The organism is Burkholderia metallica (assembly GCF_001718555.1).
GTDB classification, from domain to species: domain Bacteria; phylum Pseudomonadota; class Gammaproteobacteria; order Burkholderiales; family Burkholderiaceae; genus Burkholderia; species Burkholderia metallica.
Window position 1 is genome coordinate 1,516,634 of the sequence record NZ_CP013401.1, and the last position, 15,489, is coordinate 1,532,122.

Consider the following 15,489-nt stretch of genomic DNA (forward strand, 5'->3'; position numbering starts at 1 on the left):
CGGGAGAAAAATCGTTATGGAATCTTATCTACTTTCGTTGGGTGCCGGCGTGCTGATCGGCATCGTGTACAGCGTGATCAAGGTGCGTTCACCCGCACCGCCGCTGATTGCTCTTGTGGGTCTGGCCGGCATGCTGGTCGGCGCCCAGGCCATCGCGCCGGTCCGTCACTGGCTCGGCTTCTGACCGCATCGAGGACACTTCATGAGCGCAACCGCTACTCAACCCGATCTCATCCTGCACAACGGGCGCATCACGACGCTCGATCGTGCGAACCCCGTCGCCACCGCGGTGGCGATCAAGGACGGCCGCTTCGTCGCGGTCGGCGCCGACGCGGACGTCGTGCCGCTCGCGGGCCGCGCGACGAAGGTCGTCGATCTCGCCGGGCGCCCCGTGCTGCCGGGCCTGATCGACAACCACACGCACGTGATTCGCGGCGGCCTGAACTACAACCTGGAGCTGCGCTGGGACGGCGTGCGTTCGCTCGCGGTCGCGATGGAGATGCTGAGGCGCCAGGTCGCGATCACGCCCGCGCCGCAATGGGTGCGCGTGGTCGGCGGCTTCACCGAGCACCAGTTCGCCGAGAAGCGCCTGCCGACGATCGACGAACTCAATGCGGCCGCGCCCGATACGCCGGTGTTCATCCTGCACCTGTACGACCGCGCGCTGCTGAACGCGGCCGCGCTGCGGGTGGTCGGCTACACGAAGGACACGCCCGAGCCGCCGGGCGGCACGATCCTGCGCGATGCCGCAGGCAACCCGACCGGCCTGCTGCTCGCGAACCCGAACGCGACGATCCTCTACGCGACGCTCGCGAAAGGCCCGAAGCTGCCGTTCGACTACCAGTACAACTCGACGCGCCACTTCATGCGCGAACTCAACCGGCTCGGCGTGACGGGCGTGATCGATGCGGGCGGCGGTTCGCAGAACTATCCCGACGATTACGAGGTGATCCGCAAGCTGCACGACGCGGGCGAGATGACGGTGCGGATCGCGTACAACCTGTTTACGCAGAAGCCGAATGCGGAGAAGGAAGACTTCGTGAACTGGACGAAGAGCGTCCGGTATCACGACGGCACCGACTATTTCCGCCACAACGGCGCGGGCGAGATGCTGGTGTTTTCGGCGGCCGACTTCGAGGATTTCCGCGTCGCGCGCCCGGATCTTCCCGCGCAGATGGAGGACGACCTCGAAGGCGTCGTGCGCGTGCTCGCGCAGAACCGCTGGCCGTGGCGCATGCATGCGACCTACGACGAGACGATCAGCCGCGCGCTCGACGTGTTCGAGAAGGTGAACCGCGACATTCCGCTGGACGGGCTGAACTGGTTCTTCGATCATGCGGAGACGGTGTCGGAACGATCGATGGACCGGATCGCCGCGCTCGGCGGCGGCATCGCGGTGCAGCACCGGATGGCGTACCAGGGCGAATACTTCGTCGAGCGCTACGGCGCGCAGGCGGCCGAGGCCACGCCGCCCGTCGCGAAGATGCTCGACAAGGGGATCAAGGTGTCGGCCGGCACCGACGCGACGCGCGTGGCGTCGTACAACCCGTGGGTGTCGCTCGCGTGGCTCGTGACGGGCAAGACGGTCGGCGGCCTGCGGATGTATCCGCAGCGCAATCTGCTCGATCGCGAAACCGCGCTGCGCATGTGGACCGAGTACGTGACGTGGTTCTCGAACGAGGTGGGCAAGAAAGGGCGCATCGCGGTCGGCCAGCTTGCCGACCTGATGGTCCCGGATCGCGATTTCTTCACGTGCGCGGAGGACGATATCGTCGACACGTCCGCATTGCTGACGGTGGTCGGCGGCAAGATCGTGTGGGGCGCGGGGCCGTTCGCGTCGCACGATGCGCCGATTCCGCCCGCGATGCCCGACTGGTCGCCCGTGCGCGAGTACGGCGGCTACGGCGGCTGGGGCGCGACGCAGCGCGAGGGCGCACCGTTGCAGCGGGCGGCGGCCGCCGCCGCGTGCGGCTGTTCGAGCGCGTGCAACGTACACGGCCATGCGCATGCGAGTGCGTGGGGCCGCGCGTTGCCGACGTCGGATGCGAAGGGCTTCTGGGGCGCGTTCGGCTGTTCGTGCTGGGCGGTCTGACATGGCGACACCGACCCACTTCGGCGGCATCGGCAATCCCGCATGGGTGCGCGCGCTGCTGGCGCGGCCCTGGGTGCTGCCGCTCGTGCGTATGGCGCTGGTGTCCGCGTACCTGATCGGCGGCGTCGCGAAGGCGCTGGATTTCGCCGGCGCGGTCGCCGAGCAGGCGCATTTCGGGCTGCAGCCGGCCGCGCTGTGGGCGGCGCTGGCGATCGCGGTCGAGCTCGCCGGCTCGCTGTGCGTGGTGTTCAACCGCTTCACGTGGCTCGGCGCCGGCAGCCTCGGCATGCTGACGCTGGTCGCGATGGTGGTGGCCAACGATTTCTGGAACCACACGGGCGCCGCGCGTTTCATGGCGCTCAACAGCTTTTTCGAGCATCTCGGGCTGATCGCCGCACTCGTGCTCGCGACGCTGCTCGCCGATGCGAAGCACCCGGCCGGCGACGGCCGCACCGTTCGATGACGATGAAACAACCAGGAAACCCTGTCATGAAAACCATTCGTTCCGTGCTGCTCGCCGCGATGATCGCGGGCGGTCTCGCCGTCGCACCGGCCGCGTTCGCGAAGACGACGGCCACGAAGGCCGTCGCGACGCCGGCCGTCGCGGTCGGCCCGCAGTACGACACGACGCACGTCTGCGTATCGCCCGACGATTTCGACCGCTTCACCGACAGCTTCGTCGCGACGTTCGGCGGCAAGAAGTCGAAGCAGGGCGTGTTCCAGGTCACGCCCACGCCGAGCCAGACGATGTCGCAGCTCGTGCTCACGCCGGTCGGCACGGTGTCGGTATTCGGCTTCAAGACCCCGATTCCGTATCCGTTCTGCGCGGAGCGTACCGGCTATCTCGTCACCGATCTCGACGTCGCGATGAAGTCGGCGCGCGCGCACGGCGCGGACGTGGTCGTCGACACGTTTCCCGATCCGATCGGCCGCGACGCGATCATCCGCTGGCCGGGCGGCGTGAACATGCAGCTGTACTGGCACACCGAGGCGCCGCACTACGATGCGCTGGAAACGGTGCCCGAGAACCGCGTGTACGTGTCGCCGGAAAGCGCCGACACGCTCGTGCGCGACTTCGTCGCGTTCTCGCACGGCAAGGTCGTGTCCGACGTGCGCCGCGCGCCGGGCGTCGAGATCGGCCGGCCGAACGATACGTATCGCCGCATCCGCATCGAATCGGGCTTCGGCAAGATGACCGTGCTCGCCACCGACGGCCACCTGCCTTACCCGTTCGGCCGCGAGATGACCGGCTACGAGGTGCCGGATCTCGCCGCGACGCTGAAGAAGGCGCAGGCCGCCGGGGTGACCGTGCTCGTGCCGGCGTTCGCGTCGGACGGCCGCGACGCGGCGCTCGTGCAGTTCCCGGGCGGCTACGTCGCCGAGATCCACGCGGGCGCGGCGCGATGAGGCACGAGGATACGATTCTTGCCGCGGTGGCCGGCTTCGTCGATACGCTGAGCTTCGTCGCGCTGTTCGGGCTGTTCACCGCGCACGTGACGGGCAACTTCGTGCTGATCGGCGCGGGCATCGCGGGCTTCGGCCAGGGTGTCGTGCTGAAGCTCAGCGTGTTTCCGGCATTCGTGTGCGGCGTGATCGCGAGCAGCCTGATCGCGCGGTCGATGTCGGCACGGCCCGCGTGGCAGGGGACGCGCGTGCTGCACACGGTGCAGGGCGTGCTGTTGCTCGGCTTCTGCGCGGCCGGCCTGTGGGCGACGCCCGTCACGCAGCCCGACAGCCTGCCGGCGCTGGTCGCCGGCATCGTCGGCACGTTCGCGATGGGCGTGCAGAACGCGCATCCGCGCGTGATCCCGCGCGCCGGCGTGCCGAACACGGTGATGACCGGCAACGTCACACAGGCGATCCTCGACGTCGTCGACATGCTGTCCGCCGGCACGGCCGACAGCGTGCGCGCGGCGGCACGCGCGCGTTTCGCGAAGATGCTGCCGGCGATCGTCGCGTTCGCGCTCGGCGCCGCGTGCGGCGCGCTCGGGTTCCGCTACGTCGGCTTCCTCGCGTTGCTCGCACCCGTCGGCGCGCTTGCGGTGCTCGCGCTGGGCGCGGCGCAATCCGTGGATGCGGTGAAGCAGGAGCGTGCATGAGCCGGCAGCGGGAACGAATACATCGCCGCCGCTTCGATCGTGCGGCGCGCCGTGCCGCGCGCGTGTCCGTCGTCGCGGGGCTGTTGCTCGCCGCGCGCGGCGAGGCGTTCGCGGAAACGGCACAGGCGCCGGCATCGGCGCCGGGCGGCGCCGCGTCGACGTGTACGGCCAAACGGCCGACCGTGTTGTTCAACCGCTGGCAGGAAGACTGGTCCGTGCTCGCGAATCCGTGCGTGCCGCGCGCACCGCTCGACGGCCTGAAATACATGCCGCTCGGCAACGATCCGGCGACCTATCTGTCGCTCGGCGTGAACCTGCGCGAGCGTCTCGAGACCAACGACGCGCCGCTGTTCGGCATCGGCTCCGCGCAATCGGACACGTACCTGATCCAGCGCGTCGAAGTGCATGCCGATGCGCATCTCGGCCCGCACTGGCAGTTCTTCGTGCAGTTGCAGGACGATCGCGCGTTCGGCAAGAACACGATCTCGCCGGTGGACAGGAACCCGCTCGATCTCGAGCAGGCGTTCGCGACCTACACGGGCGCGCTCGGCGGCGGCACGTTCAAGTTCCGCGTCGGCCGGCAGGAGATGGCGTTCGACCTGCAGCGCTTCATCGCCGCGCGCGACGGCCCGAACGTGCGGCAGGCGTTCGATGCGGTATGGGCCGACTACGAATACCGCAAGTGGCGTTTCATCGCGTATGCGACGCAGCCGGTGCAGAACCGCAGCGTGTCCACGTTCGACGACGTGTCGAACCGCGACCTCACGTTCAGCGGCGTACGCTTCGAGCGGCAGTCGGCGGGGCCCGGCGACCTGTCGGGCTACTGGTCGCGCTACAACCGCAGCAACGCGCGTTTTCTCGATGCGGGCGGCGCGGAGCGCCGCGACGTGTGGGACCTGCGCTACAGCGGCACGCAAGGCCGCTTCGACTGGGATCTCGAAACGATGCTGCAGACGGGAACCGTCGGCAGCAGCACGATCCGCGCATGGGCGGTCGGCACGATCGCCGGCTACCGGCCCGACGCACCGTGGTCGCCGCGCATCGCGCTGCAGGTCGACGCGGCGTCGGGCGACCGGCATCCGCACGACGGCCGCATCGGCACCTTCAACCCGCTGTTTCCGAACGGCTATTACTTCACGCTGGCCGGCTTCACCGGCTATTCGAACCTGATCCACGTGAAGCCGTCGGTGACGCTGAAGCCGTCGCCAACCCTGTCGCTGCTCGGCGCGCTCGGCTTCCAGTGGCGCGAGACGACCGGCGACGCGGTCTACCAGCAGGGCAACGCGGTGGTACCGGGCACCGCTGGCAAGGGCGGCTCGTGGACGGGGATGTACGTACAGTTGCGGGCGGACTGGACGATCGCCGCGAACCTGATCGGCGCGATCGAAGCCGTGCATTTCCAGGTCGGCGACGCGATCCGGCAGGCGGGCGGACACAACGCCGACTATGTCGGGGTCGAGCTGAAGTATGGGTGGTAGCCGTTGCTTGCTGGCGGCTGGCGGCACGCTGCGGGGCGTTGAATGAATGCGCGTGTGCAGGTGCTTGCCTATTCGGACGCGATGCTGGTCGTGCGCCGGCTTGGGGCTGGCGGCGCGGAACAGCGCTGGACGCCCGGGCGCGCGCTTCGCTCGGGCCGCTGCGCGTTGTCCGGCGAGAAGATCGTGTGCGGCGACGCCGTCTTCAGTCCGCGCGGGCGGCCGCCGTTCGAACCGGATGCGATGATCCTCGTCGCGGCGCTCGGCCGTCCGCGCGCGTCGCCGGTGCGCCCGCACGTCCAGGTGCTCGAGCGCTCGGCGCAGCTGCTGATCGTGCGCTGGGTCGAGCCGGGCCGTGCGCACTTCGGCGAGCAGTACTGGAAACCGGGGCGCGCGCGGCAGGCCGGCGTCTGCGTGCTGTCGGGCGCGCGGATCGCGTGCGGCGACGACGTGTTCCGTCCGAGCGGGCGGCCGACGCCGCCGAATGCGCGCGCGATGATTCTGGCCGTCGCGCTGGATGGCGCGGAGCCGAATCACGGCGGGTGACACGCAGCGCTTCGACCGGCGTTTGCATTCACGCGATGACAATGACGAAGGGCGGCCGGAGCCGCCCTTCGTCGCGTTGCGGCCGGCATCGCGCCGGCCGCTGCATCGCGGTGCCGCTGCGCCGTTACAGGTTCGGCGACAGTTGCAGCGCGTTCGTCAGGTCGCCCATCGGCTGGCCGCCGTTGGCCTTCAGCGCGTCGTCGCGCTGCTGCAGGCCCGCGAGGCGCGGCAGCGAGAAGCGGCGCGTGATGAAGCGCAGGATCGACGCGGTGTCGTACTGCGTGTGATCGACGAAACCCTTCTTCGCGAACGGCGACACGATGAGCGCCGGAATCCGCGTGCCCGGGCCCCAGCGATCGCCCTTCGGCGGCGACACGTGATCCCAGAAGCCGCCGTTTTCGTCGTAGGTGACGACCACGACCATGTTCTTCCACTGCGGGCTCGCCTGCAGATGGGCGAGCACGTTCGCGATGTGCTGGTCGCCGCTTGCGACGTCCGTGTAGCCCGGGTGCTCGTTCAGGTTGCCCTGCGGCTTGTAGAACGCGACCTGCGGCAGCGTGCCCGCGTCGATCGCCTTGATGAACTCGCTGCCGTCGGTGCCGCCGTCGAGCAGGTGCTGCGCACGGTTCGCGCTGCCCGGCGCCTGGTTCGCGTAGTAGTTGAACGGTTGGTGGTGCGGCTGGAAGTTCGGCGCCGTCATGTTCGGGCCGTAGATCACGTTCGCCGTGCCGCTCTGCGCCGCTTGCAGCGCCTGGCTCCACGCGCCGCCGTACCATGCCCACGACACGCCCGCGTTGCTCAGCAGGTCGCCGATGTTCTGTTGCGACTGCGGCGGCAGCGTCGTCGCGGCCGACGGATCGGCGAGGTTCGGGTCGCCGCCCGCTGCGGCCTTGTTGCCGCTCGGCTGGTATGGCGGCTGCATCGTGTTGATCGCGTAGAAGTCCGGCGTCAGGTTGCCCGAGTTCACGAACTTCGGAATGCCGTCGAGCGCGGAAGCCGGCGAGTTGCTCGCGAGCTGCAGCGACTTGCCGTCGGCCGCGACGGCCGAGATCGAGCCGGCGGCCGGGCTCTTGTCCGCGTTCGCGTAGAACGGCGCGCACGCGCAGATCAGGTACTGGTGGTTCAGGAACGAACCGCCGAACGCGCCCATGAAGAAGTTGTCGGCCAGCGTGAACTGCTGCGCGATCTTCCACAGCGGCAGCTTCGTCGCGTCCGGCGTGTAGTGGCCCATCACGAGGCCGCCCGAGTCGGCCCATGCGGCGAACATGTCGTTCTTGCCGCCGTTGATCTGCATCTGGTTCTCGTAGAAGCGGTGATACAGGTCGCGCGTCGTCACGCTCATCGGCGTGTTGAACCCGTTCGGGTCGTCGATCGCGAACGGTGCGTTCGGCAGGTTCGCCGTCATCGCTTCGGTCACGGCCGGCGTCACGCCCTTCGCGGTCAGGCCGCCCCAGGCCTTCGGCAGCGTCGCGAGCGGCTGGCCGTTGCGGTCCTTCTGCTGCGCGCTGGCCGCGGTCACGTTCTGCAGGCCGTTCGCGCCCGGGAAGTTGCCGTACAGGTTGTCGAAGCTGCGGTTTTCCGCGTAGATCACGACGACGTTCTTCACCGTCGACAGGCCCTGCTGCTGCACGTCGTCGCCGCCGCAGGCGGTGAGGGCGGCCGCCGCCGCAACGGCGATCGGTGTAAAGCGAATCCAGGCGTGGTTTTTCATCCGTTGTACTCTCTATCTCTCTTGTCGCGTGGGGAACCGGCGCATGCGTGTACGACCGGTTCGCGAGGTGACCGTGGCATGTCCGGCTGCACGCATTTTGAGGGGGCGATTTGACAGCCGGGTGTAGGCGTCCTTTCGATTGGCTGTCGGCGACGCGTCATGTAACGGTCATGCGGCTGACATAAACTCCGGCCGCTCATGAACCCACTTTCCGACGAATCGATGAAGCCTCGCCAACCGACAGCCGGCGCGTTCGCGCGTGCGTGGCTGCACCTGACCGGCGCGCTCGCGCTGGCCACCTCGCTTGCAACCGTTGCCGGCTGTGACGGCCAGCCGGGCGCGGGTACGCCGTCCGTGCAGGCCGCGAGCGCGGCGAGCGCGCCGGGCGCCGCGAACGTGGTTGCGTCCGCAACGGTTGCCGCCAGCGGCGCGGTGGTCGAGACGAACCGGCCGCAGACGCGGGCACAAGTTTACGAAGGCGTGCGCCGGATGACGGCGCTCGGCAAGCAACTTTTCTTCGACCCTACGCTGTCAGGTTCCGGCAAGCTCGCATGCGCGTCGTGCCACAGCCCCGATCACGCGTTCGGCCCGCCCAACGCGCTGGCCGTGCAGTTCGGCGGCGACGACATGAAGCGTCCGGGCTTTCGTGCGGTGCCGTCGCTGAAGTATTTGCAGGGCGTGCCGCAGTTCACCGAGCACTTCCACGATTCCGACGACGAAGGCGACGAGAGCGTCGATGCGGGCCCGACGGGCGGCCTCACGTGGGACGGCCGGGTCGACACGGGCGCCGAGCAGGCGCGCATTCCGCTTACGTCGCCGTTCGAGATGAACAGCACGCCGGCGAAGGTCGTGCAGGCCGTGAAGGCGGCGCCGTACGCGGACGAGTTCCGCGCGGTGTTCGGCGCGAAGGTGCTCGACGACGACGCGGCGGCGTTCAAGGCCGTGCTGCGCGCGCTCGAAACGTTCGAGCAGACGCCCGAGCTGTTCTCGCCGTACACGAGCAAGTACGACGCGTACCTCGCGGGCCATGCGCAGCTCACGCCGGCCGAACAGCGCGGTCTGCAGTTGTTCAACGACGAGAAGAAGGGCAATTGCGCGAGCTGCCACATCAGCCAGCGCGCGCTCGACGGCACGCCGCCGCAGTTCAGCGATTTCGGGCTGATCGCGATCGCGGTGCCGCGCAACCGCGCGCTGCCCGTCAATCGCGACCCGCGCTTTTACGATCTCGGCGCATGCGGCCCCGAGCGTACCGACCTGAAGGGCCGCGACGAATTCTGCGGTCTGTTCCGCACGCCGTCGCTGCGCAACGTCGCGCTGCGCAAGACGTTCTTCCACAACGGCGTGTATCACACGCTGGAAGACGTGATGCGCTTCTACGTCGAGCGCGACATCCATCCGGAGAAGTTCTATCCGGTCGTGCACGGCAAGGTGCAGATCTACGACGATCTGCCCCGGCGCTACTGGCCGAACATCAACCGCGAGGCGCCGTTCGACCGCAAGCGCGGTGAGCAGCCCGCGCTGAACGAGGCCGAGATCAAGGACGTGATCGCGTTCCTCGGCACGCTGACTGACGGATATCAGCAAACGGCCGCGCCGGCGGGGCACTAGCAGGCGTTCAACGCGGCACGCATGCTATGCTCGCTCGCTGACGGGCGCGGTGCGGGCCGGTTCGCCGGCCTGCACCGCGCCGTTCGATCGAACATCCAAGGAGAAAAACATGTCGATGCGCGCATCCCTTTCCGTCGTCACGCGTGTGCTGGCCGGCGCCGCGTGTGCAGCCGCGATGCTGCCCGCCCATGCGCAAAACAACCTGAACTTCCTGAACGACACGCCGATCAGCTATTTCACCAAGACCGACCGCGCGTCGCTGTCGAAGGCCGTGGCGCAGGTGCGCGACGAAGGCAAGGACGGCGAGACCACGACGTGGCAGAGCAGCGGCCGCGGCACGCAGATCGATGCGAAGCTCACGCCGACCACGACCGAGACCGACGGCAAGACCTGCCGTGAAGTCGCGACCGACATCACCGCGAAGGGCCAGACGATGACGCTCAAGCCCGTCTATTGCAAGACCGGCGCGGGCAAGTGGCAATTGCAGAAGCGCTGAGCACGCGCGCGATGAAGCGCGACGGCACGCGGCGCACGGTGTCGTGCGGCGTCGTGATCCTCGATGCGGCCGGCCGCGTGTTCCTCGCGCACGCGACGGACACCACGCACTGGGATATCCCGAAAGGGCAGGGCGAGCCGGGCGAATCGCCGTCGGATGCGGCGCTGCGCGAGCTGCTCGAGGAAACCGGCATCGCACTCGCGCCGGCCCGGCTGCTCGATCTCGGCCGCTTCGCGTACCGGCACGACAAGGACCTGCACCTGTTCGCGGTGCGGGTGGCCGAAGGCGAGATCGATCCCGCGCAGTGCACGTGCACGTCGCTGTTTCCGAGCCGTCGCGACGGCTCGATGATTCCCGAGATGGATGCGTATCGCTGGACCGCGCCAAGCGACGTCGACACCTATGCGAGCCGCAGCCTCGCGCGGCTGTTTCGCACGAAGCTGTCGCTGGCGGATCTGCATCGGCGCTTGATGGGCGAGTAACGGGCGAGTGAGCGAGCGCGGCGGCTGTCGCGTCGAAGCGCGCAATAAAAAACCGGCCGCAGGCCGGTTTTTTCATGGTCGCGCGATGGCGGCTGTTGACGCCGCACACCGCGCGCGAAGCATGCCGTCAGGCAGGTTTGCCCCAGCTGTCGCGCAGCCCGACGATCCGGTTGAACACGGGCTGGCCCGGCTTCGAATCGACCCGGTCGGCCACGAAATAGCCGTGGCGCTCGAACTGCACGCGCGTTTCCGGTGCGATGTCGTCGTTGCCCGGCTCGAGGTAGGCCTGCACGACCTTCTTCGAATCGGGATTCAGCGCCTCGAGGAAGTTCGCGCCGCCCGCGTCCGGATGCGGCTCCTTGAACAGACGGTCGTAGATCCGCACTTCGGCCGGCAGCGCATGCTTCGCGCTGACCCAGTGGATGTTGCCCTTGACCTTGTAGTTGTTCGCGCCTTCGGTGCCCGACTTGCTATCCGGGAAGTAGTTGCAGTGCACGGCCGTCACGTTGCCGTCGGCGTCCTTGTCGAAGCCCGTGCATTCGATCACGTAGCCGTAGCGCAGGCGCACCTTGTTGCCCGGGAACAGGCGGAAATAGCCCTTCGGCGGGTTCTCGACGAAATCGTCGCGCTCGATCCACAGCTCGCGCGAGATCGGGAACGTGCGCACGCCGCGATCCGGGTGGTGCGGATGCACGGGCGCCGTGCAGGCTTCCTCGAGGTCTTCCGGATAGTTGTCGATCACGAGCTTCAGCGGATCGAGCACGGCGACCGTGCGCGCGGCCTTGTCGTCGAGATCGTCGCGCAGCGCGCCTTCGAAGATGCTCATGTCGATCCACGAATCGATCTTCGTCACGCCGATCCGTTCGCAGAACAGGTGGATGCTCTCCGGCGTGAAGCCGCGGCGGCGCACGCCGACGATCGTCGGCATCCGCGGGTCGTCCCAGCCGTCGACGTGGCCTTCGGTGACGAGCTGCAGCAGCTTGCGCTTGCTGGTGATCGCGTACGTGAGGTTCAGCCGCGAGAATTCGATCTGTTGCGGCAGCGGGCGCGTGAACATGCCGGCTTCCGCGAGTTCGTTCAGCACCCAGTCGTACAGCGGGCGGTGATCCTCGAATTCGAGCGTGCACAGCGAATGCGTGATGCCTTCGAGCGCATCCGAGATGCAGTGCGTGTAGTCGTACATCGGGTACACGCACCACGCGTCGCCGGTGCGGTAGTGATGGGCGTAGCGAATCCGGTAGATCACCGGGTCGCGCATGTTCATGTTCGGCGAAGCCATGTCGATCTTCGCGCGCAGCACGTGCTCGCCTTCCTTGAACTCGCCGGCCTTCATGCGGCGGAACAGGTCGAGGTTCTCTTCGGGCGTGCGCTCGCGGAACGGCGACGGCTTGCCGCCTTCGGTCAGCGAGCCGCGGTTCGCGCGCATTTCTTCGGCGCTCTGGCTGTCGACGTACGCCTTGCCGCGCTTGATCAGCAGCTCGGCGAACTCGTACAGCTTGTCGTAGTAGTCGCTCGCGAAGTATTGGTGATCGACCGCATCCTTGCGCCAGTCGAAGCCGAGCCAGCGCACCGCGTCGACGATCGAGTCGACGTACTCGACGCTTTCCTTTTCCGGGTTCGTGTCGTCGAAGCGCAGGTGGCACACGCCGCCGTAGTCGCGCGCGACGCTGAAGTTCAGGCAGATGCTCTTCGCATGGCCGATGTGCAGATAGCCGTTCGGCTCGGGCGGAAAGCGCGTCTCGACGCGGCCGCCCCATTTGCCGGAGCGGTTGTCTTCGTCGATGATGTTGCGGATGAAATTGGAAGCCGCGGGGGCGTCGTTACGTTCGGTGCTCATGCGGATGGCGTCAGGTTGTGTCGGCGCGTCGCGCCGGTTTAATCCCGTGATTCTACCTGACCGGGGTCCGTCCCGCGCGGCTTGCGGTACGGCAGGGGCGGGTTCCGGCGGGTTCGGGCGGATTATCTCGATATTGTGTCGGCTGTAACACGACGTAAATCGGATTGCCCGGGCCGTTTGGCGTTGCCTATGATTGCGTCACCGATTCAATGCCGCCGCCCGGCTTGCCGCGTGGCGGGAGGAAACCAAAAATCATGATGAAGAAGACCACGTTTATCGTTCGTACCGCCGTGATCGTGGCGGCCCTGTCGCAACTCGGCGCATGCGCGATGACGCATACGCAGCGCAATGCCGGCATCGGCGCGGCCGCGGGCGGCGCGCTCGGCTATCTGGTGACGGGCGGCCCGCTCGGCACGGTCGCGGGCGCCGCGGCAGGCGGCATCGTCGGCGCGAACGTGCGCTGACCGCCCGATGACGCGAGCCGCCGGCCAGGCGGCTCGTCGTCCGGTCGCGGCGCGGCCTCTTTCGCGCCCGGCCCCACGCACATCCTTCCGGTTTCAGACAGGCACCATCAGGGAGGAACGGGTGTGCGACACTGCGTCGACGCTCCATAACGATTCCACTCGTCGACGCACACGCCATGAGCCGATTTCCCGTTTTCGTCCTGCCGGGCTACGCCAATTCGGGCCCGCTTCACTGGCAGAGCCGCTGGGAGCGTGCCGATGCACGCTTCTCGCGCATCGCGATGCCCGACTGGGACCGCGCGTTCCGCAACGGCTGGTGTCTCGCGCTGGATCGCGCGGTCGAAGCCGCGCGCGGGCCGGTGCTGATCGCCGGCCACAGCCTCGGTACGCTGACCACCGCGTGGTGGGCGACGCGCTATGCGCGGCCGGCCGCGCTCGCGAAAGTGCGCGGCGCGCTGCTCGTCGCGCTGCCCGATCCGCAAGGCCCCGCCTTTCCGGCCGATGCGCACGGCTTCGGCCCCGTGCCGCTCGAACGGCTTCCGTTTCCGACCTGCGTCGTCGCCAGCAGCGATGATCCGTACGGCTCGCTCGCGTTCGCGCGCGGCTGCGCGAACGCATGGGGCAGCGCATTCCACGATATCGGCCCGCGCGGGCACCTCAACGCGGACAGCGGGCTCGGCGACTGGCCCGATGCGCGCGGCTGGCTCGATGCGATGGGGACGGCGGACTGACTGCCGGTCGTGGTTCATCGAATCGGACACCTTTTGTAACCATGTGCGAATTTCATGCGATGTCTCGCGGCCCGACGTGCGCGTTGCTGCCCGTACGATTGGCTTGGACGCGACGCGCAACCGACTGCGTTTTGTGACGAACCCCATGACTTTCCGATCGACCGGGCCGATAAGGTGACGGTCTATTCAATTCGATCGGAAGGAGGGAGCCATGTCGAGCGGCTCAACGCGGAATCAGCAGGTCGGCGGGAAAAAATCGTCGGCGGCGAAAAGCATCGTCGTCGACCTTTCGGGTCAAAGCGTGCAGGCGTTTGACGGGGCGGAGACGGTGTTCCGCTTCGATTGCGTGACCGGAGACAGCGAGCATCCGACCGATCGTGGTGCCTTCCGCATCATGCGGAAATATCCGTCCTATCGCAGTCGTGCCTGTAACGTGCAAATGGATTGCGCGATGTTCTTCACAGGAGACGGCAAAGCGTTTCACCCGTACCACGGGCCGATGCCGTTGTCGCTCGTCTTCCTGGCCGCGGCGGATTCGGACGCGGTCGCCGTTACCGTCGACAGTCTGTCGGCCGGGCACGGTGGTTACGCGGCACTCGTGCGTTCGCCATCGCGCGCGGCGCTTGCGACGCTGGCCGGAGGCTGCGATACGCTGGCCCGGCGCTGACCGAACGGCGGGCGCTGCACTCCGGCCCGCCGCCGCCCGGCTCAGATGGCCTGTTTCGCCCGCAGCATGGCGATCTTCGCGTCGTCGTAGCCGAGCATGTCGCGCAGCACGTTGTCGGTCTGCGCGCCGAGCAGCGGCGGGGCCGTGCGCGCGTCGGGCGGCGTCGCGCTCATCCGGATCGGGTTGCGCACGAGTTTCGCATCGGCGCCGCACGGGTGCGGCAGCGACACCTGCATTCCGCGCGCGACGACCTGCTCGTTGTCGAACACCTCGTCGAGATCGTTGATCGGCCCGCACGGCACGCCGGCCGCTTCGAGCGCGGCGATCCAGTCGGCCTTGTCGCGCGTCTTCACCATCTCCGCGAGGATCGGCACCAGCGTGTCGCGGTGGCGCACGCGCGCCGGATTCGTCGCGAAACGCTCGTCGTCGGCCAGCGCGGGCCGGCCGCCCGCCTCGACGAACTTGCGAAACTGCCCGTCGTTGCCGACCGCGACGATGATCCACCCGTCGCGCGTCTGAAACGTCTGGTACGGCACGATGTTCGGATGCGCGTTGCCCCAGCGCACCGGCGGCTTGCCGCTCGCGAGGAAGTTGGTGTTCATGTTCGCGAGCAGCGCGACCTGCACGTCGAGCAGCGCCATGTCGATGTACTGGCCTTCGCCCGTCCGGTCGCGGTGCGCGAGCGCGGCGAGCACGGCGATCGTCGAATAGAGGCCGGTCGCGAGGTCGGCGATCGCGACGCCGGCCTTCTGCGGGCCGCCGCCCGGCTCGCCGTCGCGCTCGCCGGTGATGCTCATGAAGCCGCCGATCCCCTGGATGATGAAGTCGTAGCCCGCGCGGTGCGCGTACGGGCCGGTCTGGCCGAAGCCGGTGACCGAGCAGTAGACGAGGTCGGGCTTCACCGCGCGCAGCGAGTCGTAGTCGAGCCCGTACTTCTTCAACTGGCCGACCTTGTAGTTCTCGAGCACGACGTCGCTTTGCGCGGCGAGTTCGCGCACGATCTGCTGCCCCTCGGGCGTCGCGAGGTCGATCGTTACCGAGCGCTTGTTGCGGTTCGCCGCGAGGTAGTATGCGGCCTCGGCGGTATCCGCGCCGTCCGCGTCCTTCAGGTACGGCGGCCCCCAGTGGCGCGTGTCGTCGCCGGCGCCGGGGCGCTCGACCTTGATCACGTCCGCGCCGAAATCGGCAAGGGTCTGCGCGCACCACGGGCCCGCGAGCACGCGGGTCAGGTCCAGCACGCGGATATGGCTCAGGGCACCCATCGTCGAATCGTCTCCTTTC

General features: G+C 68.0%; 16 protein-coding genes and 1 pseudogene. 14 read left to right on the forward strand and 3 right to left on the reverse strand.

All coding sequences use genetic code 11. The features are described 5' to 3' along the window. Positions 1–16 precede the first annotated feature (16 nt). From WJ16_RS06730 to WJ16_RS35510, 8 genes and pseudogenes are all read left to right on the forward strand, one after another. Positions 17–184 (forward strand): DUF1427 family protein, encoded by a 168-nt coding sequence (locus WJ16_RS06730; protein WP_069256395.1) that lies wholly within the window; start codon positions 17–19, stop codon positions 182–184. Between the two features lie 18 nt (positions 185–202). Next, positions 203–2,092: an amidohydrolase gene (locus tag WJ16_RS06735; protein ID WP_069256396.1), complete on the forward strand. Its 1,890-nt coding sequence runs from the start codon at positions 203–205 to the stop codon at positions 2,090–2,092. Between the two features lies 1 nt (position 2,093). Then, positions 2,094–2,555 carry a DoxX family protein gene (locus WJ16_RS06740; protein WP_069256397.1) on the forward strand — a complete coding sequence of 154 codons (462 nt, stop codon included), beginning with the start codon at positions 2,094–2,096 and terminating at the stop codon, positions 2,553–2,555. A gap of 26 nt (positions 2,556–2,581) precedes the next feature. Continuing rightward, entirely contained in the window at positions 2,582–3,499 is a 918-nt protein-coding gene (locus WJ16_RS06745) for a glyoxalase (RefSeq protein WP_084636011.1), read from the forward strand. Then, positions 3,496–4,191, forward strand: a complete 696-nt coding sequence (locus WJ16_RS06750) for a YoaK family protein (RefSeq protein WP_069256399.1) — start codon at positions 3,496–3,498, stop codon at positions 4,189–4,191. Before WJ16_RS06745 ends, WJ16_RS06750 begins: the two co-directional genes overlap by 4 nt. Then, entirely contained in the window at positions 4,188–5,669 is a 1,482-nt protein-coding gene (locus WJ16_RS06755) for an alginate export family protein (protein WP_069256400.1), read from the forward strand. Before WJ16_RS06750 ends, WJ16_RS06755 begins: the two co-directional genes overlap by 4 nt. Before the next feature lie 81 nt (positions 5,670–5,750). Then, positions 5,751–5,864 (forward strand): annotated as a pseudogene (locus WJ16_RS35505) (DUF3331 domain-containing protein); the annotation flags it as partial. 45 nt (positions 5,865–5,909) lie between these two features. Continuing rightward, positions 5,910–6,212: a DUF3331 domain-containing protein gene (locus WJ16_RS35510; RefSeq protein WP_069257981.1), complete on the forward strand. Its 303-nt coding sequence runs from the start codon at positions 5,910–5,912 to the stop codon at positions 6,210–6,212. A 124-nt stretch (positions 6,213–6,336) separates the two neighbouring features. Here WJ16_RS35510 and WJ16_RS06765 read toward each other — a convergent pair whose 3' ends face one another. After that, positions 6,337–7,923, reverse strand: coding sequence for an acid phosphatase (locus WJ16_RS06765; RefSeq protein WP_069256401.1), 1,587 nt, complete (start codon positions 7,921–7,923; stop codon positions 6,337–6,339). A gap of 222 nt (positions 7,924–8,145) precedes the next feature. Here WJ16_RS06765 and WJ16_RS06770 point away from each other — a divergent pair, with 222 nt between their 5' ends. From WJ16_RS06770 to WJ16_RS06780, 3 genes are all read left to right on the forward strand, one after another. Then, positions 8,146–9,531 carry a cytochrome-c peroxidase gene (locus WJ16_RS06770; protein ID WP_069256402.1) on the forward strand — a complete coding sequence of 462 codons (1,386 nt, stop codon included), beginning with the start codon at positions 8,146–8,148 and terminating at the stop codon, positions 9,529–9,531. A gap of 109 nt (positions 9,532–9,640) precedes the next feature. Further along, positions 9,641–10,027 carry a hypothetical protein gene (locus WJ16_RS06775; RefSeq protein ID WP_069256403.1) on the forward strand — a complete coding sequence of 129 codons (387 nt, stop codon included), beginning with the start codon at positions 9,641–9,643 and terminating at the stop codon, positions 10,025–10,027. Between the two features lie 11 nt (positions 10,028–10,038). Then, positions 10,039–10,509, forward strand: coding sequence for an NUDIX hydrolase (locus WJ16_RS06780; RefSeq protein WP_069256404.1), 471 nt, complete (start codon positions 10,039–10,041; stop codon positions 10,507–10,509). Between the two features lie 127 nt (positions 10,510–10,636). On the opposite strand, the gene WJ16_RS06785 is transcribed toward WJ16_RS06780, so the two are convergent. Then, positions 10,637–12,346, reverse strand: a complete 1,710-nt coding sequence (locus WJ16_RS06785) for a glutamine--tRNA ligase/YqeY domain fusion protein (RefSeq protein ID WP_069256405.1) — start codon at positions 12,344–12,346, stop codon at positions 10,637–10,639. 254 nt (positions 12,347–12,600) lie between these two features. Between WJ16_RS06785 and WJ16_RS06790 the strand changes: the two genes are divergently transcribed. From WJ16_RS06790 to WJ16_RS06800, 3 genes are all read left to right on the forward strand, one after another. Next, on the forward strand, positions 12,601–12,810 hold the full coding sequence (locus WJ16_RS06790; protein WP_011351716.1) for an ornithine acetyltransferase: 210 nt from the start codon (positions 12,601–12,603) through the stop codon (positions 12,808–12,810). Positions 12,811–12,986: 176 nt separating this feature from the next. Continuing rightward, complete coding sequence (locus tag WJ16_RS06795; protein ID WP_069256406.1) at positions 12,987–13,541, forward strand: RBBP9/YdeN family alpha/beta hydrolase; 555 nt, start codon at positions 12,987–12,989, stop codon at positions 13,539–13,541. 211 nt (positions 13,542–13,752) lie between these two features. Beyond that, positions 13,753–14,208, forward strand: coding sequence for a L,D-transpeptidase (locus WJ16_RS06800; protein ID WP_076605889.1), 456 nt, complete (start codon positions 13,753–13,755; stop codon positions 14,206–14,208). Positions 14,209–14,249: 41 nt separating this feature from the next. Here WJ16_RS06800 and WJ16_RS06805 read toward each other — a convergent pair whose 3' ends face one another. Beyond that, positions 14,250–15,470, reverse strand: coding sequence for a CaiB/BaiF CoA transferase family protein (locus tag WJ16_RS06805; RefSeq protein ID WP_069257982.1), 1,221 nt, complete (start codon positions 15,468–15,470; stop codon positions 14,250–14,252). Positions 15,471–15,489 lie beyond the last annotated feature (19 nt).

Coding starts and splice junctions, on each gene's coding strand:
- WJ16_RS06730 (WP_069256395.1), top strand. CDS start 17: ATGGAATCTTATCTACTTTCGTTGGGTGCCGGCGTGCTGATCGGCATC.
- WJ16_RS06735 (WP_069256396.1), top strand. CDS start 203: ATGAGCGCAACCGCTACTCAACCCGATCTCATCCTGCACAACGGGCGC.
- WJ16_RS06740 (WP_069256397.1), top strand. CDS start 2,094: ATGGCGACACCGACCCACTTCGGCGGCATCGGCAATCCCGCATGGGTG.
- WJ16_RS06745 (WP_084636011.1), top strand. CDS start 2,582: ATGAAAACCATTCGTTCCGTGCTGCTCGCCGCGATGATCGCGGGCGGT.
- WJ16_RS06750 (WP_069256399.1), top strand. CDS start 3,496: ATGAGGCACGAGGATACGATTCTTGCCGCGGTGGCCGGCTTCGTCGAT.
- WJ16_RS06755 (WP_069256400.1), top strand. CDS start 4,188: ATGAGCCGGCAGCGGGAACGAATACATCGCCGCCGCTTCGATCGTGCG.
- WJ16_RS35510 (WP_069257981.1), top strand. CDS start 5,910: ATGATCCTCGTCGCGGCGCTCGGCCGTCCGCGCGCGTCGCCGGTGCGC.
- WJ16_RS06765 (WP_069256401.1), bottom strand. CDS start 7,923: ATGAAAAACCACGCCTGGATTCGCTTTACACCGATCGCCGTTGCGGCG.
- WJ16_RS06770 (WP_069256402.1), top strand. CDS start 8,146: ATGAAGCCTCGCCAACCGACAGCCGGCGCGTTCGCGCGTGCGTGGCTG.
- WJ16_RS06775 (WP_069256403.1), top strand. CDS start 9,641: ATGTCGATGCGCGCATCCCTTTCCGTCGTCACGCGTGTGCTGGCCGGC.
- WJ16_RS06780 (WP_069256404.1), top strand. CDS start 10,039: ATGAAGCGCGACGGCACGCGGCGCACGGTGTCGTGCGGCGTCGTGATC.
- WJ16_RS06785 (WP_069256405.1), bottom strand. CDS start 12,346: ATGAGCACCGAACGTAACGACGCCCCCGCGGCTTCCAATTTCATCCGC.
- WJ16_RS06790 (WP_011351716.1), top strand. CDS start 12,601: ATGATGAAGAAGACCACGTTTATCGTTCGTACCGCCGTGATCGTGGCG.
- WJ16_RS06795 (WP_069256406.1), top strand. CDS start 12,987: ATGAGCCGATTTCCCGTTTTCGTCCTGCCGGGCTACGCCAATTCGGGC.
- WJ16_RS06800 (WP_076605889.1), top strand. CDS start 13,753: ATGTCGAGCGGCTCAACGCGGAATCAGCAGGTCGGCGGGAAAAAATCG.
- WJ16_RS06805 (WP_069257982.1), bottom strand. CDS start 15,470: ATGGGTGCCCTGAGCCATATCCGCGTGCTGGACCTGACCCGCGTGCTC.